Source organism: Corynebacterium gottingense (genome assembly GCF_007559235.1).
Lineage (GTDB): Bacteria > Actinomycetota > Actinomycetes > Mycobacteriales > Mycobacteriaceae > Corynebacterium > Corynebacterium gottingense.
The window spans coordinates 21,037-42,364 of record NZ_VMHH01000007.1 but is presented as its reverse complement, the minus strand read 5'-3'; the positions used below and the strand labels follow the sequence as shown (position 1 = coordinate 42,364).

At 64.9% G+C, this 21,328-nt stretch carries 14 protein-coding genes and 1 tRNA gene; 9 read left to right on the top strand and 6 right to left on the bottom strand.

Features of this window, described 5'->3' with window-relative positions; genetic code table 11:
* Positions 1-5 precede the first annotated feature (5 nt).
* Both FPH17_RS08665 and ygfZ read right to left on the bottom strand, forming a co-directional pair.
* Positions 6-209: a DUF3073 domain-containing protein gene (locus FPH17_RS08665; protein ID WP_095546739.1), complete on the bottom strand. Its 204-nt coding sequence runs from the start codon at positions 207-209 to the stop codon at positions 6-8.
* Positions 210-337: 128 nt separating this feature from the next.
* Positions 338-1,384 (bottom strand): CAF17-like 4Fe-4S cluster assembly/insertion protein YgfZ, encoded by a 1,047-nt coding sequence (ygfZ, locus tag FPH17_RS08660; protein ID WP_154879875.1) that lies wholly within the window; start codon positions 1,382-1,384, stop codon positions 338-340.
* 41 nt (positions 1,385-1,425) lie between these two features.
* Here ygfZ and FPH17_RS08655 point away from each other — a divergent pair, with 41 nt between their 5' ends.
* Complete coding sequence (locus FPH17_RS08655) at positions 1,426-2,337, top strand: aminodeoxychorismate lyase (RefSeq protein WP_414437257.1); 912 nt, start codon at positions 1,426-1,428, stop codon at positions 2,335-2,337.
* Here the strand turns inward: FPH17_RS08655 and FPH17_RS08650 are convergent.
* Positions 2,334-2,987, bottom strand: a complete 654-nt coding sequence (locus FPH17_RS08650) for a heme-binding beta-barrel domain-containing protein (RefSeq protein WP_154879872.1) — start codon at positions 2,985-2,987, stop codon at positions 2,334-2,336. The genes FPH17_RS08655 and FPH17_RS08650 overlap by 4 nt on opposite strands.
* Before the next feature lie 78 nt (positions 2,988-3,065).
* Positions 3,066-3,869 carry an LmeA family phospholipid-binding protein gene (locus FPH17_RS08645; RefSeq protein ID WP_167496801.1) on the bottom strand — a complete coding sequence of 268 codons (804 nt, stop codon included), beginning with the start codon at positions 3,867-3,869 and terminating at the stop codon, positions 3,066-3,068.
* A gap of 22 nt (positions 3,870-3,891) precedes the next feature.
* On the opposite strand from FPH17_RS08645, the gene mshD reads away from it, so the two are divergent.
* The 5 genes from mshD to pstB all read left to right on the top strand — a co-directional run bounded on the left by mshD (position 3,892) and on the right by pstB (position 9,190).
* Positions 3,892-4,761, top strand: a complete 870-nt coding sequence (gene mshD, locus FPH17_RS08640) for a mycothiol synthase (RefSeq protein WP_154879868.1) — start codon at positions 3,892-3,894, stop codon at positions 4,759-4,761.
* 272 nt (positions 4,762-5,033) lie between these two features.
* Positions 5,034-6,164 (top strand): phosphate ABC transporter substrate-binding protein PstS, encoded by a 1,131-nt coding sequence (gene pstS / locus FPH17_RS08635; RefSeq protein ID WP_154879866.1) that lies wholly within the window; start codon positions 5,034-5,036, stop codon positions 6,162-6,164.
* A 160-nt stretch (positions 6,165-6,324) separates the two neighbouring features.
* Positions 6,325-7,398 (top strand): phosphate ABC transporter permease subunit PstC, encoded by a 1,074-nt coding sequence (gene pstC / locus FPH17_RS08630; RefSeq protein WP_154879864.1) that lies wholly within the window; start codon positions 6,325-6,327, stop codon positions 7,396-7,398.
* Positions 7,399-7,540: 142 nt separating this feature from the next.
* Entirely contained in the window at positions 7,541-8,380 is an 840-nt protein-coding gene (gene pstA, locus FPH17_RS08625; protein ID WP_233127033.1) for a phosphate ABC transporter permease PstA, read from the top strand.
* A gap of 36 nt (positions 8,381-8,416) precedes the next feature.
* The gene (pstB, locus tag FPH17_RS08620) at positions 8,417-9,190 is read left to right on the top strand and encodes a phosphate ABC transporter ATP-binding protein PstB (RefSeq protein ID WP_154879862.1); all 774 of its coding nucleotides are present in this window, start codon (positions 8,417-8,419) and stop codon (positions 9,188-9,190) included.
* Positions 9,191-9,258: 68 nt separating this feature from the next.
* On the opposite strand, the gene FPH17_RS08615 is transcribed toward pstB, so the two are convergent.
* Both FPH17_RS08615 and dusB read right to left on the bottom strand, forming a co-directional pair.
* Positions 9,259-9,981 carry a phosphate signaling complex PhoU family protein gene (locus tag FPH17_RS08615; RefSeq protein WP_154880017.1) on the bottom strand — a complete coding sequence of 241 codons (723 nt, stop codon included), beginning with the start codon at positions 9,979-9,981 and terminating at the stop codon, positions 9,259-9,261.
* 121 nt (positions 9,982-10,102) lie between these two features.
* The gene (gene dusB, locus FPH17_RS08610) at positions 10,103-11,275 is read right to left on the bottom strand and encodes a tRNA dihydrouridine synthase DusB (protein WP_154879860.1); all 1,173 of its coding nucleotides are present in this window, start codon (positions 11,273-11,275) and stop codon (positions 10,103-10,105) included.
* Between the two features lie 320 nt (positions 11,276-11,595).
* Here dusB and FPH17_RS08605 point away from each other — a divergent pair, with 320 nt between their 5' ends.
* The 3 genes from FPH17_RS08605 (at position 11,596) to FPH17_RS11930 (ending at position 21,067) form a co-directional block, all read left to right on the top strand.
* Positions 11,596-13,098 (top strand): succinyl-CoA:acetate CoA-transferase ScpC, encoded by a 1,503-nt coding sequence (locus tag FPH17_RS08605; protein ID WP_095536340.1) that lies wholly within the window; start codon positions 11,596-11,598, stop codon positions 13,096-13,098.
* Positions 13,099-13,215: 117 nt separating this feature from the next.
* A tRNA-Lys gene (locus FPH17_RS08600) sits at positions 13,216-13,288 on the top strand.
* Between the two features lie 321 nt (positions 13,289-13,609).
* Positions 13,610-21,067: a G5 domain-containing protein gene (locus FPH17_RS11930; RefSeq protein ID WP_167496800.1), complete on the top strand. Its 7,458-nt coding sequence runs from the start codon at positions 13,610-13,612 to the stop codon at positions 21,065-21,067.
* Positions 21,068-21,328 lie beyond the last annotated feature (261 nt).

Here is a 21,328-nt window from a genome sequence, read left to right as displayed (position 1 = left end):
CGGACTTACTTCCGGTCCTCGTCATCATCGTCCCAGTCCGCGTACTCGGCGTACTGTTCATCCACCTCGTCGTCGTCCTCGTCCCAACGCCGCTGCGGTGCCTTGCCTGCAAGCTCACGCTGCAGAGAATCGAGGTCCATTTCAGGCGTGTTGTACTTAAGTTGGCGAGCAACCTTGGTCTGCTTTGCTTTGGCGCGTCCGCGGCCCATGGCGTGACCCCCTTGAGGTGGTTCTAGGGCGGCCTAAGAAGGCGGCCTCATACTTTCGATAGTTATTGTCCTGGGGGACATAATAGCCTGTACGCCACGAAAATGCTCACCCGGCCCCTGAGCTGGGATTAACGCCCGCGGCGCAGTTTGTCCACCGCGAGACGGCCAAGCTTCTCGCCTTCGTCGGTAGGGAGCGAGTCTGGATCCACGCTCGCAGCGACCCCCTCGATGTCCAGCGGGGCGGTGAGGGCGGAGCGCTTGACCAATCCGAGCGCGACCGGGCCGTAATCGGCGTCCTGGACGACGGTGCCCAGCCGGCCTACCTTGCGCCCGTTGGAGGTGATAGTCTCGCCCGGCTGCGGGTCGTGCGGGGCTGAGCCGTCGAGCTGCAGCATGACCAGCAGGCGAGGGGATCGGCCGAGGTTTTCCACGCGCGCGACGGTCTCCTGCCCGCGGTAGCAGCCCTTGTTCAGGTGGACGGCCCCGATGTGCTCGCCGCGGTTGATCAGGCGCGGCGCCTCGTGCGGGATGGATTTTTCGTCCAGGTCCACGCCCAGCTCGGGCTCGACGTTGCGCACCCGCGCGGCCGTAAACGCCATCATGCCGGCGTACGCCACCCCGTGCTCGTGGAGTCGCTTGGCCACGCCAAGCGCTTCCCCACGCGGTACCGCCACGTCCAGACGGGCGGGGGCAAAGTCGCTGACGCGGCGGGTGAAGACGGCCTCGTCGATGGCGGGGAACTCGGCGTCGTCTGCAAGCAGGGTGAGGATGGCCAAGTCGGCCTCCTCAACGGACACGTCGGACCAGAACACCATCTTGCGCAGGTAGTCCACGAAGGAGTCGAACTGCGCGGGCGGGACGTCGAGGTAGAACGTGCCGTCCACCAGCGCGAGGTCGGCGTGGTGCAGGATGTGGCCCTGGATGTCCAGGTCGAGAGCGGCGGCGGTGAGGGACGGCGTGGCGTCGATAAGCTTCTGCGAAAGCAGGTTGTTCAGGAACTCGGCGGCGTCGGGACCGGAGACGGCGATGACGCGGCGGTGCGAGCGGTCGATGATGCGTAAGCCCTGCTGTTCCGCGAGCGGATTGCCGTAGTGCCAGGCCACTCCCTCGGCGAGCAGGTTGGACTCGATGGGGGTGGCGCCGGGCAGTTGTAAAAGATCGGACGAATACGACATAGACCCCGATCATACGGGCATAATGGGACATTATGGCATCGATGCTCCCACCCGCTCCGGTCATTTACCTCGTCGAGCCCTTCGGCGGCTCCGTGCGCAGACAAAACGCGAACACTCCCCACATCTTCTGGGACGACGCGGCTGTGACGCGCGGCGACGGCATCTTTGAAACGATCCTCATCCGCAAGGGCGAGCCCGCGAACCTGGAGCAGCACGTGGAGCGGTTCCGGCGCTCCGCCGCCACCCTCGACCTGCCCGACCCCGGCAGGGAGCACTGGATCAAGGCGACCCGGGAGGCGGTGGCCGACTACGTGCGTGAGCGTGGGCTCGCTGCGGAGGACGTGGACGCGAAGTGCGTCTGGACCATGTCGCGCGGGCGCGAGACTACCGGCGTGCCCACTGCGTGGCTGACCATCCGGCCAATCCCGGACTCGGTGCTGGAACAGCGCAAAAACGGGGTGAGCGTGGTGACCACCCCGCGCGGGTACACCATCAACCGCGGCGAAGGCGGGGAGGCGGAGGTCCCCTGGATGCGGGTGGGCGCGAAGACGCTGAACTACGCGGCGTCCATGGCGGCGCTGCGGTGGGCCCGCGGAGAGGGGTACGACGACGTCATCTACATCGACCCGGAGACGGACCGTGTCCTGGAGGGCGCGACCTCGACGGTGGTGATTGTGAAGAAGGGCGGGCGGTTGCGCACCCCGAAGCCGGGGCCGGGGATCCTGCCCGGCACCACCCAGGCGGCGCTGTTCGCGCACGCGGAGAAGAAGGGGTGGAAGTGTAAGCAGAAGGACATGTACCTCAGCGAGCTGCTGAAGGCGGAATCCGTCTGGCTGGTCAGCTCCACGCGCATGTACGCGCGGGTGCGCAAGCTGAACGGGAAGAAGCTCCCGGCGCCGGACAATGCGGCGGAGGTGCAAAAGCTGATCGTCGCCGCGCTGGATAGGGCTTAGCCGGCGATGCGCTTGAGCTCGGCGGACATGTAGGGAACCATCTCGCCGCCGACGGCGCGCTCGTCGACCCAGCCCAGGTTGTTGTTGGGCATGAGCCCGTAGAGGCGCTTGCCCGCGCCGTGCTGCTTCGGGCCGGACTCGGTGGCCAGTGTGGTGGCGCTCTGCAGCTGCCAGGCGCGCTCGTTGACCGGCTCGCCGTACATGACCTCGACGAGGCCGCGGGAGTTGGTGAGGGTCACCTCGATCTCGTCCTTCAGGGAAATGCGCCAGAAGCCCACCTCGCGCTGGTCGGCACCGGTGGCGTTGCCGTCCTCGTCGATGCGCCAGATGCGCGATTCGAAGCGCAGGTAGTTCTCGCCGTCGTGGGAGATCACCAGGCGCTGGCCAAAGGCGTACTCTTCGCCGTTGTCGTTGGCCTGACCGGTGCCGGTCCACACGCCGACCAGCGGTAACAGTGCCAGCAGCCCGTCGTGCAGGCTCGGCCCCTGACGCAGGTTCGCCGTGTCCTCCTCCAGCGGGAAGTCCTCAAAACCCAGTGCGGGGATATTGCGGTGCGCCGTGTTCTTTGACTGCTCCGCGGCCAGGTTGACGGCCTCATTGCCGTTGAGCGAGCCGGTGTTCTCGGGGGTGGTGTTCTCTGTATCAGCCATGCCAGCCAGGGTAGTCGTTGGCGTGCCGCGACCGCACTCTGCCTCGCCTGCCTCGCTTGCATCGCTTGCCGAGCTTGCCTAGCTTGCCGAGGCATCCTCCGCGTCTGACGCCAGCGGCGAATCCTCCGCTTGCCGGGTGCCCTCGTCCGTCGACGGGTCTCGCAGGAGCGGGGTGAGGTCTGTCTCCTCCACGACGGTATTAATACGGTCCCGCGAAAACTCGATCGATCCGCCGGTGAGCTGCACGCAGTCGGCAGGGCCACCGAGCGGCAGGTCCCGGGTATCGCGCTCCAGGCTGAACGTGTCAACGGCGCGGTCGGTGAGCTCCAGTGGGACGTCCACGAGCTCGCTCGGGCGCATGACAAACTTCGTGCCGTCGATTCGCAGCGTCACCACCACCGTCACGGGGTCCTCCGTGCCCGGAATGGTGCCGGTCAGCCGCGCCTCGCTCGCGCCGCCGCCGGACGGGGAGATGTCGTAGGGGCTCGCGATGTCCAGATTCGTCATGCCCAGCAGCTGCCCGAAGGCCACGCCGTCGAGCCGGACGATGCGGCGCACGAGGCTCGCCTTCGCGCCGGGCAGGTCGTTCACGAGGTGCGCGGTGCGGGGGTGGGGCAGGGTGACGTCGACAAGCTTGATGCCCACGTTGCCCACGCCGACGCCGGCAACGGGCACATCCAGGGCGTCGACGGTAATGCGGGGTACAGTCCGGCCGAAGGGCAGGCCGCCGACGTACGCTGCGGGGGCGGTGGACAGCTCGCCCAGCTCAGCGGCGCGCGCGGAGAGCGCGTGCTCGGCGCGCATCCCCGCCGCCGTGTCCGCGAGGTAGCCCAGCAGCGCGATCGCCGCGACCCCGACAGCCGCACTTCGCTTCAATTGCATACTTGTACCGTAGCCTGGGTCCATGCACGATAACAGCACCATCCTCCACGCAGCCACCGACGCCGACGGGGTCGCCCCATTCTCCGAGGCGTTCGAGCAGGCGCTTAGCGACGCCACCCTGAACCACTCCCTCCTCACCACCCCTTCCACCGACGTCCCCGGTGGGCTCGCGGGCCTGGCCTCCATCGCCCCGGACGGCTCCGCGGAGCTGGTGGTGCACCCGGAGGTCCGCCGCCGCGGAATCGGTGCCGAGTTGGCGCGCCGGGTGCTCGAGCAGCGTCCCGACGCTGGCTTGTGGGCGCACGGCAATCTGCCGGGCGCGCGCGCCCTGGCGGAGTCGCTGGGGCTAGAGTCCACGCGCGAGCTCCTGGTCATGGCGTGCGAGGGGGACGATCTACGGGACGCAGCGCAGCTCACGCTCCCGAACGGCTACCAAGCGCGCACCCTTGCCAGCGCGAAAGCGGCGGGCGAGCAGGACGCGCTCGAGCGCGAGTGGCTGCGCGTCAACAACGAGGCGTTTTCCTGGCACCCCGAGCAGGGCGGGTGGGACCTGGAGCGTCTCCACCGCGCGATGCGGGTGGAGTGGTTTGACCCGGAGGGGGTCTGGTTCCTCTCCTGCGGGGACGAGCTCGCTGGCTTCAGCTGGACCAAGGTGCACCCGGACGGTACGGGCGAGGTGTACGTCGTCGGCCTGGCCAATGATTACCGCGGCCGCGGGCTCGGCGCACCGCTGATGCAGCTCGCGCTCTCCCACTTGGTGGGGGAGGGGAGGGAGCGCGTCATCCTGTACGTGGAGGCGGATAACGCGCCGGCTGTGGCGCGGTACGAGGGCCTCGGTTTTGCTGTGGCGGAGCGGCACGTGGTGTACGGCGCGGCGCCGGAAAGCGCGTAACCGCTGTTGTTGGTGGGACTGCGGTGACGCGAGTCAACCGCTGATTGTGTGACATTCATCGCATCCGCAGCGTTTTATCAGGCTTTTTCTGGCGTGTTGGCGAAGTTCACCGATTGTTCACCAAACCAGACACTTGGGGTTAACCGCTGACTTCTAGGTTGAGTAACCGTGAGTAATCGGAAATGGTTTCGTCCACTTCGCTGTGGACAAAACCGGCCGAGAGTGGCACCGATGCTCGAGTGGTAACTGACTAAGCACCGGAAAGGTATCCCGTGAACCGCAACTTTAAGCGCACCGCCGCCATCATCGGCGCCGTCGCAGTCTCCTCCGCAGCCCTCGTCGCTTGTGGCGATTCCTCTGACTCTGACTCCACCGACACCTCCTCCGAGGCTTCCTCCGCCGCTGAGGGCTCCGAATCTGAGGGTGCCGGCGCAGAGCTCTCCGGCCAGACGGGCCAGCTGGTCGGCGAGGGTGCTACCTCTCAGCAGAACGCAATGGACTACTTCGCAGCTCGCTACGCCGAGGAAGTTCCGGGCGCGACCCTGGCATACAACGCCACCGGTTCCGGCTCCGGCCAGAAGAACTTCATCGCTAACCAGGCTGCGTTCGCTGGCTCCGACTCCCCGTTGAAGGACGACCAGGTTGAGGCTGCCGCTGAGCGTTGCGGTGGTAACGAGGCATGGCACCTGCCGTTCGTCATCGGCCCGGTTGCCATCGCGTACAACCTGGACGGCGTTGACGAGCTGAACCTCACCGTCGACAACGTTGTTGACATTTTCCAGGGCAACATCACCAACTGGAACGACCCGAAGATCAAGGAGTCCAACCCGGACGCCGAGCTTCCGGACCAGGAGATCAAGCCGTTCTACCGCTCTGACGAGTCCGGCACCTCCGACAACTTCCAGAAGTTCCTGGCTGCTGCTTCGGACGGCAAGTGGACCGGCTCCGGCAAGTCCTTCCCGGGCGAGGTCGGTACCGGTGCGAACGGCTCCTCCGGCGTTGCTACCGAGGTCAACAACACCCCGGGCGCAATCACCTACGTCGAGGCTGGCTTCGCTGACAAAAAGGCCAACATCGACTTCGGCTCCGGCCCGGTCGAGCTGACCGACGAGTCCGTTGAGAAGACCCTGGACACCCTGGAGTTCAAGACCGAGGGTCACAACATGGTCGTCGACGCTGACAAGCTGTTCAAGACCGACGCAGAGGGCGCATACCCGCTGGTGCTGACCACTTACGAGATCGTCTGCTCCGCTGGTTACGACGAGTCCACCTCCAAGATGGTGAAGGACTTCCTGAACGTTGCTCTGGACTCCCAGGATGACGAGCTCGCAGCTGAGGGCTTCATCCCGGTCGCCGGCGCACACGCTGAGCGCCTGCGCGAGGCAGTCAACGCCATCCAGTAAGCCACTTGGCGGTGTGGTGCCCCCCAACGCGGCGAGTGCCGTTGCGGGGGGCACGCCCATGTGAGGGCACGGTTAACACCAAGTGTGCAAACCGTTACCAAAAAATTGAACATTCGGAGTTTGGCTCCCCCTCTTTTCAACCGTATAAGGACCAGTAACCATGGCTGACAACGAAATGACTCCGGCGGACGACCGCCGAGCGGGGTCGACGGCTGCGCCTGCGCAGCCCGAGGTCCAGTCCGCTACCGGTACGCCGGTGCAAACCACCCAGGCGGCCCCGGTGGAAACGACCTCCGGCGCGGGCGTGAAGCGCCCGGGCGACCGCGTATTTGAATTCCTCTCGACCGCCTCGGCAACGCTGATCACCGTGATCATTATCGCGATCGGCCTGTTCCTGGTGCTCCAGGCGATCCCGCCGCTGAGCCGAAACGAAGGCGGCGTCGGTGGCTTCTTCACCTACGGCGGCAACTGGCAGACTGCCAACCTGGACGCAATGCAGTTCGGTATCCCGAACCTGTTCTTCTCCACCGTGATGATCTCCCTCATCGCGCTGATCCTCGCCATGCCGGTCGCACTCGGCATCGCGCTCTTCCTCTCCAACTACGCGCCGAAGAACCTGGTGCGCCCACTGGGCACCCTCGTGGACATGCTCGCCGCGGTCCCCTCCATCGTGTACGGCCTCTGGGGCGCGCAGGTGCTCGGCCCGGCCCTGGGCAAGTTCTACGAGTGGATCAACTCGTGGGGCGGTGGCTTCTTCCTGTTCGCCACCTACCAGAATTCCCCGCCGTTCTCCACGGCCCGCAACATGCTCACCGGTGGCATCGTCCTGGCCATCATGATCCTGCCGATCATCGCGGCCACCGCCCGCGAGATCTTCGTCCAGACCCCTCCGGGGCAGATCGAGTCCGCACTGGCGCTCGGCGCAACGCGCTGGGAAGTCATCCGCATGACCGTCATCCCGTTCGGCCTCTCCGGCTTCATCGCCGGCTCCATGCTCGGCCTCGGCCGCGCGCTTGGTGAGACGATGGCGCTCTACATGGTGGTCGCGCCGGCCAATGACTTCCGTGGTTCGCTCTTTGACGGTGGCACCACCTTCGCTACCGCCATCGCGAACGCATCCGCAGAGTTCAACAACCCGGTCTCTGCCGGTGCCTACATCGCGGCAGGCCTTGTCCTGTTCGTGCTGACCTTTGTTGTCAACTCGATCGCTCGCGCGATCGTCAACAAGAAGTAAGGCAGGCAAGCGAATGTCTACAGCAGTTCCCAACAACGCCGGTGCTCAGGGCGCGGGCAACGCGACGGCCAACGTGGCGTCGGAAAGCACTCGCTCCGCGAAAGACAACCCCTTCACCGACATCTCCTCGGGCCGTAAGACCATGAATTCCGTCATGGGCGGCCTGATGTGGCTGTGCATGATCATCGCGCTCGTGCCGCTGCTCTGGCTCCTGATCACCGTGATCCTCCGCGGTGCCCCCGCGGTGCTCGACCTTGGCTGGTGGACCGACGATATGGTCGGCGTCCGCATGTCCAAGGAAGGCGGCGGCGCCCTCCACGCAATCGCCGGTACCCTGATGCAGACGCTCATCGCGTCGCTGATCTCCATCCCGATCGGCGTGTTCACCGCCGTCTACCTGGTCGAATACTCCAACGGCAACAAACTGGGCAAGCTCACCACTTTCATGGTGGACATCCTCTCCGGTGTGCCGTCCATCGTCGCCGCGCTGTTCATCTACGCACTTTGGATCACCATCCTGGGCATGGAGCGCTCCGGCTTCGCCGTGTCGCTCTCCCTGATCCTGCTGATGGTCCCGCTGGTGGTGCGTAACACCGAGGAGATGCTCCGCGTCGTCCCGATGGACCTGCGCGAGGCGTCGTACGCGCTCGGCGTGCCGAAGTGGAAGACCATCCTGCGCATCGTGCTGCCGACCGCCCTGTCCGGCATCGTCACCGGCATCATGCTCGCAGTGGCCCGCGTCATGGGCGAGTCCGCTCCGGTGCTGATCCTCGTCGGCTCCACCCCGGCACTGAACTGGTTCGGCCTGTTCGGCGAGCCGCAGTCCTCGCTTCCGCTGTTCATGCTCGAAATGTGGAAGTCCGGTGCAACCGGCTTTGCCGCAGAACGCCTGTGGGGCGCAGCCCTCACCCTGGTAGTCATCGTCGTCGTGCTCAACCTGCTCGCACGCGCGATTGCCAAGAAGTACTCCGTGAAGAAGTAACCGCCCCACACAACCATCATCTGAGGAGAATCCCCGATGTCTAAGCTCGAACTCAACGACGTCAACATCTACTATGACGACTTCCACGCCGTCCGCGACGTCAACATGAAGATCCCCGCACAGGCCGTCACCGCCTTCATCGGCCCGTCCGGCTGCGGCAAGTCCACCGTGCTGCGCACTCTGAACCGCATGCACGAGGTCATCCCCAAGGCCAGCGTCAAGGGCGAGATCCTGCTCGACGGCCACAACATTTACGGCAAGAACGTGGACCCGGTGTCCGTCCGCAACACCATCGGCATGGTGTTCCAGAAGGCGAACCCGTTCCCGACCATGTCCATCGAGGACAACGTCGTCGCCGGCCTGAAGCTCTCCGGCGAGAAGAACAAGAAGAAGCTCAAGGAGGTCGCCGAGGAGTCCCTCCGCGGCGCGAACCTGTGGGACGAGGTTAAGGACCGCCTGGACAAGCCGGGCGGCGGTCTCTCCGGCGGCCAGCAGCAGCGTCTCTGCATCGCCCGCGCCATCGCCGTGCGCCCCGAGGTGCTGCTCATGGACGAACCCTGCTCCGCGCTCGACCCGATCTCCACCCTCGCCGTCGAGGACCTGATCCACGAGCTGAAGACCGACTACACCATCGTGATCGTGACCCACAACATGCAGCAGGCAGCCCGTGTGTCCGACAAGACCGCGTTCTTCTCCCTCGAGGCAACCGGCAAGCCGGGTAACCTGGTCGAGTTCAACGACACCACCACCATCTTCGAGAACCCGGAGAAAAAGGAAACCGAGGACTACATCGCCGGCCGCTTCGGCTAAGGGCCGACAGTCCCCTCACAAGGGACGGCGCCCCGGAGCAATCCGGGGCGCCGTCGCATTTCTCGGTACTACTTGCGGGTAAAGCGCCGCTCGATCGTGGCGAACTTTTCCTTCAGGTCGTAGTCGCCGTCGCGCTGTTCCCGGTACTGTTCCGGCTGCAGCCCGGTGACCAGGAAGACGATGCGGTTGCCCACGTTGACGCAGCGGTCGGCGAAGCGCTCGTAGTACCGCACCAGCATGGCCACATCCACGGCCTCCCGGGTGCTGTACTCCCACTCCGGGGCGGTGACCAGGTTGAGTAGATACGCCTTCATGTCGTCCATGTCCTCGTCGATCGTGTGCAGCTGCGCCGCGCATTCCGCGTCGGGGTGGAGGAGGAGCTCGCGGGTTTGGGCCACCATGGCGTCGGAGAGCCGCGCCATCTCTTCCATGAAGCCGGCGAGCGGGCCAGGCACTACGGCATCCGGGTGGCGGGTGCGTGTGAGCGTGGCCACGTGCATGGCGAGAGAGCTCATGCGCGACAGGTTTTCCACAATGTAGATCGACGACAGCACCTGCCGCAGGTCAGAAGCCACGGGGCTCTCGAGTGCAAGCAGGCTCATTCCGCGCTCCTCGCACCGGGTCTTGAGCTCGCGCAGTGCGTCGACCTGCGACAGCGTGTCTTCCGCGCCCTCGAGCGACTGGCGCAGCAAGGCCTCGGAGGCCTGCGCCATCGCCGCCCGCACCCGGTCACACATTTCGAGCAGGTCCGCGTTGAACGCCTCGAGGTGCTCGCGGTACGCGGTCCGCAGTTGCGGCGGGCCGTCTTGCCTATTCGTGCGCCCGTCACCACCGTCACCCGCCTCGCCTGCGTGGGCAGGCGCGGCGCGCTCCGAGGGATCCTCGGGCTCGCGTGCGTTCGGTGCCTCCGGGCTACCCGCCGTTGTTTTCAATTTCCGCGCCCTGTGGGACAGCGTCATCTTCGGGATCATCCAACCATCCTTCTGGCAGCGCGACTTTGGAGGACCCGCCCTGGCGGCCGCGCGCGCTGTCAGCTTGCTCCGCCTTCGCATCAGAATCTGCAATCGGTGCCAGCCGGTCCCACAACTGGCCGAGTGACGTCACCTGCGCGAGCTCCTTGCGGAACTCACCGCCTACGGGGAATCCGCGCAGGTACCAGCCGGTGTGCTTGCGGATGTCGCGGCAGGCGTGCTCCTCGCCGTCGTGGTCCGCCAGCAGTTCCGCGTGACGGTAGAGGATCCTGGCAACCTTGCCCAGCGTCGGTTCCGCGGGGACTTCTTCGCCGCGTAGCTGCGCGCCGAGTTGGGCGAACAGCCACGGTCTTCCGAGGCACCCGCGGCCGACCTCGACGCCGTGGCAGCCGGTCTCCTGCATCATCCGCTGCGCGTCGTCGGCAGCAAAGATGTCGCCGTTACCAATGACGGGCACCCCGGTGCCGTCCATGTGCTCGACCAGCCGGGCGATCTCGTCCCAGTGCGCGGTGCCGGAGTAGCGCTCCGCCGCGGTGCGGGCGTGCAGGGCGACAGCGGCCGCGCCCTCCTCGGCGGCAATGCGGCCAGAATCGAGGTGGGTGTGGTGCTCAGCATCAATGCCTACGCGGAACTTCACGGTGACGGGGATGTCGGTCCCCTCGGTGGCGCGCACGGCGGCGGCGACGATGTTGCCAAACAGGCGGCGCTTGTAGGGGATAGCGGAGCCGCCGCCCTTGCGGGTGACCTTGGGGACGGGGCAGCCGAAGTTCATGTCGACGTGGTCGGCGATGTTTTCTTCCACGATCATGCGTACCGCGTCATACGTGAACTTGGGGTCCACGGTGTAGAGCTGCATCGAGCGCGGCGTCTCCACGTCCGCGAAGGTGGTCATGTGCAGTGTCTTCGGGTTGCGGGCCACCATGGCGCGCGCGGTGATCATTTCGCAGACGTAGAGCCCGGAGCTGGTTCCGGTGAGCTCCTGCTCGATCTCGCGGCACAGGACGCGAAATGGCATGTTGGTCACCCCGGCCATGGGGGCCAGGATGACGGGGGAGTCCAGGTCCATCCCGCCGATGCGTAGCGCGGGGCCTGCGCTGGTCGTCGGTGCTGTCATGGTTCTCTATTGTTCCTGTTGGGAGGGGATAAGCGCAATTCGTTGGTGGCCCTGTGGCGTGGAGGCGAGAGGGGTCGCAGTGCGTACTGTTCCACCCCCTTTGGGGGTGACGTCGGGGGATGAGGGGTCTGGTTTGTGGGGGTGGTGTGGCGTCGATAAGCGTCCTGAAGCCCCCGCGACCTGCGAAGCTGCTGGTAATACCAATTTTCGGGGTGTTGTGAAGTGGAGAGGTGTGCGCGCTCACGTGCTGGCAATGCGGGCTAGGTCACAATACAGTGGAGTTGTTATTCCGTACCGACGAACACAAGTGAGGGATGAACATGGGCGACCGTATCGCCAACGCAAAGCTTCGTGACAAGGTCATGACCGCCGAGGAGGCGGGCCAGTTTGTCAACCACGGCGACAAGGTCGGCATGTCCGGCTTCACCGGCGCCGGCTACCCCAAGGCCATGCCGGGTGTCATCGCAGAGAAGGCGAAGGCCGCGCACGACAAGGGGCAGGACTTCAGTATTGACGTCTACACGGGCGCGTCCACGGCACCGGAGTGTGATGGCGTGATGGCGGAAGCGGGCGCGCTGCGCTACCGCATGCCGTACCAGTCGGACCCGACCATGCGCGGCAAGATCAACGCCGGCGAGATGAAGTTCCAGGACATCCACCTCTCGCACTCCGGCATGATGGTGGAGCAGGGCTTCTTCGGCGAGGTCGACCTGGCCATCGTCGAGGCAGTCCGTATTACGGAGGAGGGCAACATCGTCCCGTCGTCCTCCGTCGGTAACTCCGTGGAGTTCCTCAACGCCGCGAAGAAGATCATCATTGAGGTCAACGAGTGGCAGTCTGAGGACCTCGAGGGCATGCACGACATTTGGACCGTGCCGGCGCTGCCGAACCGCATCCCGATTCCGATTACCAAGTGTGGCGACCGCATCGGCACCTCCTTCATCGAGATCGACCCGGAGAAGGTCGTCGCGGTCATCAAGACCAACGACCCGGACCGCAACGCCCCGTTCAAGGCCCCGGACGAGACCTCTGAGCAGATCGCCGGCAACTTCCTGGACTTCCTGGAGAACGAGGTCAAGGCCGGCCGCCTGGCGTACGACGGCTACGTCATGCAGTCCGGCGTGGGCAACGTGCCGAATGCTGTGATGGCAGGCCTAATGGACTCCAAGTTTGAAAACATCCAGGCCTACACCGAGGTGATCCAGGACGGCATGGTCGACCTGATCGACGCGGGCAAGATGACCGTCGCCTCCGCCACCTCGTTCTCCCTCTCTCCGGAGTACGCGGACAAGATGAACGAGGAGGCCGCGCGGTACCGTGAGTCCATCATTCTGCGTCCGCAGTCCATCTCCAACCACCCGGAGGTGATTCGCCGCACGGGCCTGATTGCCTCCAACGGCATGATCGAGGCTGACATCTACGGCAACGCGAATTCCACGCACATCAACGGCTCGCGCCTGATGAATGCGCTGGGCGGTTCCGGCGACTTCACCCGCAACGCCTACATCTCCTCCTTCATCTCCCCGTCGGTGGCGAAGGACGGCGCGATCTCCGCGATCGTGCCGATGGTCTCGCACGTGGACCACACGGAGCACGACGCCATGGTTTTCATCACCGAGTACGGCGTGGCCGACCTGCGCGGCCTGGCCCCGCGCGACCGCGTTGCCAAGATGATTTCCATCGCCCACCCGTCGTACCGTCCGCTGCTTGAGGAGTACGTGGAGCTGGCCGCCAAGTGCAAGTACCAGGCAACCCCGCACGACCTGCGCCACGCCTTCGATTTCCACAACCGCATCATGGAGACGGGCACGATGCAGAAGTAAGGTGAACCCTTTTGCCCGCGCTACCCCCGTTTGATTCATGCTGGTAGCGCGGGCGTTTGGTTGCGTGCGTCGGTCAATTTTCGCCCCGCGTATGTGGCCCGCTACTATATTGCGCATGGGCCTTTAGCTCAGCTGGTAGAGCTACGGACTTTTAATCCGCAGGTCGCGGGTTCGATCCCCGCAGGGCCCACCGTGAATACCCTCGGTCTTTCCTGGACCGGGGGTTTGCGCGTATGCAGGGGGCAAGGTGCTTATCGACGCCCCCGTAAACCCATCCCGCCATCATCCATACACGCCAAACATATTAGGTGTGACTAATTGTGTGTGAACTTTTGCACAAGCCGAGTACACTTGTTGGCCAGTTGATTTGCAGAAACATTGCACCTCACCCGGGCCGACGGGCGGTGTGCACTGCATGGCATCGAAGTGGTTTTTAAGGAGAATCCACGTGGTAAAGAATGTTTTTCAAATCCGCAAGCCGGGAAAGCGCGGCGCCCGCACAAGGGTTGCGATGCTCTCTGTCATCTCGCTGGCCCTCGGGTCGGCGGCGCACCTCCCGGGTCCGGCCCGCGCAGCCGAGGCAGCGGCTGCGGAAGGCTCCGGCTCGTCCGCCAGGTTTAAGGGGGGACTTTTTGGCGACGATGGTGCGGGCGTGCTGCAGGGGTCGGACCTCATCGCTTCAGACATTGGTGCCGGAAACTGCACGGTGACTGGCGGAGGGGATTCGCTGGAGCGGGCGGGTTTCAAGGCGCAGGTGTTTGAACCCTCCAAGTCCAATAACGTCGATAAGAAGACCTTCGGTGCGGTAGTTGAATTCACGGGGGACAAGCAGCGCACCTTCAACGATTGGCTGATCACCGGGTCGAATAACAGCGCTCTGGTTAAGCAGCCCAGCGAGGTGGAGGCCGCTGCGCCGTCAGCACCGTTCCCCTGGGGCGCGGAGTTGGCGCCCACTGAGCAGGCCAACGAGGTGATGTCGATCAGCAAGTCTGGGCGCTCCCCAATCACCGCCACGATCGCAGCGGACCTGACCGGTGAGAAGATCGCGCAGTACACCGCCGCGACGGCCGACTCTCCGGTGCGGTACGCCTGGGTGGGCCGGTATAAGGAGGACAACGTTGACCGCGCTACACAAATGTTTAGGCAAACGTCTATTGAGGCGACGGTGAACCCTTGGCCGAGCGAGAACGACGATTGTTCGCCGGTCACGGTGGACTGGAAGTCCATCAAACAGATGGTGATCGAGCCCGGCGAGTCGGTCGAGGTGGGCAAAATTAATGCGGACGCAAAGTCGCTGTCCCGCATGATCGTGGAGGCCCACGACCAGCAGGGCAACCTGCTCGGTTCGACCGCGACCGGCGAACTCGCCATTGCGGAAGACGGCACTGTGACATATACGTCCCCGAAGTACGTGGGCAACAAAGCGATCAGCGGGGACCAAAACGTCACCTTCACTGTTGTTGCCAATCCCCGTACCGTGGAGGAACTTGAAGCGGCAGCCGGCGAACTCGCGAAGGTCAGCGAGGAATCCAACAGCCTGCCGCGCTACAGCACGCCGAACCTGGTGAGCACCTCGACGATCACGCTGGACGACACCAAGTTCCACGATCCCGAGTACGATGCCGCCGACAAGGCGATTATCTCCGGCACCGAATCCGAGAACGGTCCTGTCACCAATGAGCAGCAGCAAGTGACGTTCGAGCAGACCGGTGCGCGGATCGCGGAACTCATGAAGAAGAAGGCAGATGGCGGCAATAACGCCACGGTCAAGCTGGACACCCGCTACGTCTACGCGGGCTGGAAGGCCGAGCTGGACCCGGAGACGAACAACGTCACGGTGACTGCACCGGCGAACCCGAAGCCGGGCACATTCGCGCAGCCCCGCGTGGTTGTCACCTACTCCAACGGCTCGCAGGACATGATCCCACTCCTGGTGCTGGTGGACCCCAACAACACCCAGGTCACGGAGCTGGCCCCCGACCCGGAGACCGTCAGCGGCGTGCAGGGTAAACCGCTGACGTCAAAGGTGGGCTACCGGCCAACGATGAGCGGATACGACGCCGTGAAGCCGGCGAAATTCGAAATCGACCCTGCCTCCGTTCCGGAGGGCTGGGACGTGAAGATCGACGAGGACGGAACCGTCACGGCGACGTCGCCAAGCGATGCCCCGAACAACTCGCACGCAAACGTCAAGGTGCTCGCGACCTACCCGGACGGGACCACGGACGAGACGAACGTCGACTTTAAGGTCGCCGCGAGCGTGAAGGTTCCGGACTACCAGGCCGTGACCGGCAAGGCAAAGGATAAGGTTTCGCTGACCCCGACCATTCCCAACATTGGCATCGGTGGCGAGGAGGATGATGAGGCCCCGTCGAGTTACTCCTTCCCGGACGGCGGGACGACCCTGCAGCAGGGCGATTGGTTCCTGACCATTGACCCGGAGACGGGTGAGGTCACCTCGGAGATCCCGGCCGACGCGCTTCCGGGGGCAAGCCTGACGTTCCCTGTCCAGGCGCACTACGCCAGTGGCGCGACTCCGCAGGTCACCACCGGCACCATCAGCGTTGTTGGTGACAAGCAGGGAGCAGACGCGGCCAGCTACCCACCGCGCCAGACTAAGCCGGGCGTTGCCGTTACCTCGGACATCTCCACGCAGCTCCGGGATCCCAGCAAGGCTGAGTACAAGCTTCCGGCCCCGAAGTACCGGCCGAAGGGCTGGACCTTCGACATTGATGAAAACGGCACGGTTACTGCAACACCGGACGCGTCCCTGCCGGATGGCGCAACCGCAGACCTCCCGGTGACCGTGACCTACCCGGACGGCTCGAGCGCCACGGTTCCGGCCGAGTTCAGCGTGGTGTCCACCGCATCTGCTGCGAACAACCCGAACTACAAGACGGTGCACGGCCAGCCGGGCGACGAGGTGAAGAGCCCAGTCGACACCACCTACGTGAACCCGGCGTACGAGCCGAAGTACGAGTTCATCACGGATCCCAACGATCCTTCCTACATTCCGCTGCCGCGGAACCTGTCTTGGGACGACCTGACGATTAATCCCGATACGGGCGAGATCACGATGAAGATCAGCCCGAACGCAAAGCCGGGTACCTCCGCACAGGTGCCTGTGCGGGTGAACTACAACGACGGCAGCTCCGACGTGACCAGCGGTACGTTTATCGTTGACGCCGAGGCTCGCCAGATCTACAACCCGGACTACCTGCAGGCGTGGACGTCTCCGGGTGGCACGCAGACGTCGAAGCCGACGGAGGCCTCGGACGTCCCGTGGCGCGACCTCGCCGATAATGTGGACGACCGCTACTCGGTCCCCGCGGAAATCGACGGGTGGACGTTTACGGTCGACTATGACGGCACCGTCCACGCGACGGCCCCGAAGGGGGCACGCGCCGGCGACCACGTCGACGTGCCGGTGACGGTGACGTACTATGACGGGAGCAAAGACGTCGTCTACGCCCCGTTCGTCGTGCGCGATAAGCAGGCGGAACTGTACGCCCCGGGCTACCCCGCGGAGTCGACCACGCCGGGCAAGGAAGTCACCCGCAGCATCACGCCGAAGGACCTGCCTGAAGGCAGCACCTTCTCCTTCGGCATGGACGGCGACACGCCGATCACTCAGACTGAGGAGAACGGCTGGAAGTACTCCGTCGACCCGAAGACCGGTGACATCACCGTCACCCCGCCGACCGATGCGAAGCCGGGCGACAAGCAGACGAAGAACGCGACGGTGACCTACCCGGACGGCTCGACCGATGAGGCGCCGGTGACCACCATTGTCAGCCTGACCCAAAACTTCGAGGTCGAGCCGACCTACCCGGCCGAGAGCGTGTACCCGGGCACGAAGACCTCGCTGCCGCTTACGCTGGACAACCCGAACGGCGTTAAGGTCGCGGCGCAGGATCCATACAAGATCCGCCCCGCGAAGAACTACACCGACACCGGCGACGTCAACGAGTTTGGTAACCCGGTGTACAAAGTCAAGACCGCCAACGGCGACTGGCTTGTCAGCCTGGACAAGGACGGCAACGTCCTCGCAGAGTCCCCTGCAACCGCGAAGCCGGGCGATGCGGTTAACGTCCCGGTCTCCGTGAAGTACGCCGACGGCTCCGTGGACAGGGTCTCCGCACCGGTCACCGTGGTGGACCGGCCGACCCGCGAGGTGCCATTCAAGGTCGAGTACAAGTACGACAACACGCTCCCCGCGGGCCAGTACAAGGTGGAGAAGGAAGGTACCGCTGGCGCCGAGAAGCAGAACGAGGACGGAACCTGGACGCGGACTCAGGAGCCGACGAACGAGGTCGTGCTTGTTGGCACCCTGCAGTCGAAGGCCACCGACGAGGTGACCTGGACCGTTCCGCTGCCGTTCCCGACAACGATGCGCCCGAACCCCGACCTGCAGCCTGGCGAGACCAAGGTCGTTCAGGAAGGCGCAACCGGCGAGGAAACCTACACCGCCACGTTTGACGCTGAGGGCGACCATGCCAGCCACGTGGAGTCGACGAAGCGGACGGACCCAGTGGAGCGGATCGTGGAGTACGGCCCCCAGCTTGGCGAGACCGAGCTGGTGACCAAGACCACCAAGCAGTTGCCGTTCGACACCGAGGTCAAGGCCGACCCGAACCTCGACGCCGGCAAGACCGAGGTTGAAAAGGCCGGCGTGCTCGGCGAGGAGACCGAGACGTCGACGCAGAAGCTTGTCGACGGCAAGCCCTCCGGCGACCCAGTCGTCAGCACCGAGCGCACGAAGGAGCCGGAGACGCAGATCATCCGCGTCGGCACGAAGCAGTCGGCCCCGTTGGCGTCGGTAAGCGTGCCCTTCACCACGCAGGTCGAGTTCGATGACACCCTCCCGGCCGGCGAGCAAAAGGAGAAGCAGGCCGGCAAGGACGGCAAGGGCGTCGTGGAAAACGGCGAGCTGAAGATCACCGAGGAGCCGACGCCGCGCATCATCGTCGTGGGTACGAAGCAAGACACGGACCCGGCAACTGACCCGGGAACCGACCCGGAGACTCAGGCGCCGAAGGACTACTCCTGGACTGAGTCCACCGCCTTTGACGTGGAGATTCGCGAGAACCCCGATCTGCCGAAGGGTGAAAAGCGAGTTGTCCGCGACGGCGAACGCGGTGAGGAGACCCACACCGTCCACTTCGAGCTCAAGGACGGCGTGTACGCACCGCAGGAAACGACCGAGGTGACCAAGGAGCCGGTCAACAAGATCGTGGAGATCGGCACTAAGGGTGACACCTCGACTGAGCCAACGCAGCCGGGCGAGCCGCAGGAGACCGAGCAGTCGGTCGTGACCGTCGAGCGCCTGCCGTTTGACACGGAGGTCATTGAGGACCCGGCGCTGGAGGCCGGGCAGGTGATCGTCGAAAAGCCTGGTGCTCCCGGCAAGCAGCAGACCGTGACCACCCAGAAGTACAAGGACGGTAAGCCCGTTGGCGAGCCGACCACCACCTCGACCGTGCTGGTGGAGCCGGAAAACCGCGTCATGCGCGTCGGCACGAAGCAGCCCGAGCAGCCGAAGCAGCCCGAGCAGCCGCAAACGTCGGCGTCGGTAAGCGTGCCCTTCACCACGCAGGTCGAGTTCGACGACACCCTCCCGGCCGGCGAGCAAAAGGAGAAGCAGGCCGGCAAGGACGGCAAGGGCGTCGTGGAAAACGGCGAGCTGAAGATCACCGAGGAGCCGACGCCGCGCATCATCGTCGTCGGCACGAAGAAGGTGACGGACCCGGAGACTCAGGCGCCGAAGGACTACTCCTGGACTGAGTCCACCGCCTTCGACGTGGAAATCCGTGAGAACCCCGATCTGCCGAAGGGTGAAAAGCGCGTTGTCCAAGACGGGGAGCGCGGCGAAGAGACGCACACTGTCCACTTCGTGCTCAAGGACGGCGTGCTCACCCCGGAGGAATCCACTGAGGTGACCAAGGAGCCGGTGAACAAGATCGTTGAGATCGGCACCAAGAAGGACACGCCGACCGAACCGACGGAGCCGACGGAAACCTCCAAGCCGACGGAGCCGCAGGAAACCGAGCAGTCGGTCGTGACCATCGAGCGCCTGCCGTTCGACACGGAGGTCATTGAGGACCCGACGCTGGAGGCCGGGCAGGTGATCGTCGAAAAGCCTGGTGCTCCCGGCAAGCAGCAGACCGTGACCACCCAGAAGTACAAGGACGGTAAGCCCGTTGGCGAGCCGACCACCACCTCGACCGTGCTGGTGGAGCCGGAAAACCGCGTCATGCGCGTGGGTACCAAGCCGGCCGAGACACCCGAGGTCAAGTCGGTGACGACTGACCTGCCGTTTGGTACCAAGGTCATCTTCGACCCGACGCTCGAAGCGGGCGAGAAGGAGACCGTGACCGAGGGCGTGCCGGGCCGCGTGACTGTCACCGGCACCGACGTCGAGCGCGTCGAGCCGAAGGACGAGGTCGTGCGCATCGGCACCAAGCCGTCCGACAGCACCTCCGAGATCCCGGAGGAGGTGTCCTGGGAGGAGCCGCTGCCGTTCAAGGTGATTGTGAAGCAAAACCCGGACAAGCCGCGCGGATCCGTCGAGGAAATCACGCAGGGCAAGAACGGCACGCAGAAGCGTGGCGTGCGCTACGAGATCGTCGACGGCAAGCTCGTGCCGAAGGAGTTCACCGAGGTCATTACCCCGGCCACCGACCACGTCATCGAGGTCGGCACCGGCGGCGAAGCATCCGAGATCACCGAGGTCAACGAGTCGGCGCTGCCGTTTGAGACCGAGATCATCGAGGATCCGACCCTGCCGGCAGGCGCCGTCTTCACCGAGCAGAACGGCCAGCAAGGCTCGCAGCGCACCACGCGCACTTGGAAGCTTGTCGACGGCCACGTCACCGGCGATCCGACCGTCTCCACCGAGACCATCACGGAGCCGACCAACCGCATCCTGCGCGTCGGCACCGGTACACCCCACACGGGCGAGCAGGCGAAGCCGGAGGAGCGTCCGTACTACCCGCCGGTAGTCCTGGGCAAGGGCGCAACCGGCCGCGCCGAGCTGGAGCACGGCCACGTCGACGGCGACTCCTACGAGATCGGCGACGTCCCCGAAGGCTGGGACGTGACGATCGACGAAACGACCGGCGAGGTCTCCGTGACCACGCCGGACGACGTCGAGCCGGGCACCATCGCAACCATCCCGGTGAAGGTGACCCGTGCGGACGGCAGCGTCCTCGAAACCTTTGTCAAGGTTGGCGTCTCCGGGAAGCAGGCCGAGCCGGCGGAGCCGACGACGAAGCCTTCGGAACCGACGACTAAGCCGACGACGAAGCCTTCGGAACCGACGACTAAGCCGACGACGGAGCCTTCGGAACCGACGACTAAGCCGACGACGGAGCCTTCGGAACCGAGCTCCGAGCCGACGACGAAGCCTTCGGAACCGACGACGAAGCCGACCCCGGTACCGGGGACGACCGGCTCGTCTGAGGATTTCCAGCGCTGCGTGGCAAACGCGTTCGCCGCGAACAGCCCGCTGCTGTGGCTGGTACCGATTGGCCTCCTGGCTGCCGTTGGAGGCCCGCTGTCACAGCAGTTCGGCCCGCAGATCAACCAGGCATTTGGCCAGATCAACCAGAAGATCCGCGAGAACGCGCCGGACCTGCCGGACGTGGGCATGGGTGGCAACAATAAGCCTGAGTGGTACCGTCAGCTGGAGTCCCAGGCAGACGCCGTGAACCAGCAGTTTGCTGGCCTCCAACAGCAGTACGCCGGTGTGGGCGAGCAGCTGCGACCGCTGGGCATCGGCCTGGCCGTCATCGGTGCCGCAGCCGTCGGCATCGCGCTGATCAACCAGGCATGTAAGCCGGAAGGCTTCGACGGCTGGACCAGCTCGTCCGAGGGCGATAACGGGATGACCACCGTGCGCCCGGAGGGCGCGGATGAGGCGTCGTCCCTCGGCGGTTCGTCCTCGAGGGACGGCAAGACCGAGAAGTAAGTCGTGCGGCAAGACCCGGGCACTCGCCCGGGAATGAACTGCTCCCCACCGGTTGGACTGACAAATCAGTCCCAGGCTGGTGGGGAGCTTTGTGCTGGGCGTTGCAGCGCTTTAGGCGCAGATACCGATAGTAAGACCCCGACAACACGCTCCTGGGGGGCGAAAACGGGGTCTTAGTATCGGTATCTAGCGTTTGGGAGGGCTCGGGCCCGCACAGTTGTCGCCCGGCCCCGCGCAGGCGTGGCTCGGACCGGCACGGAA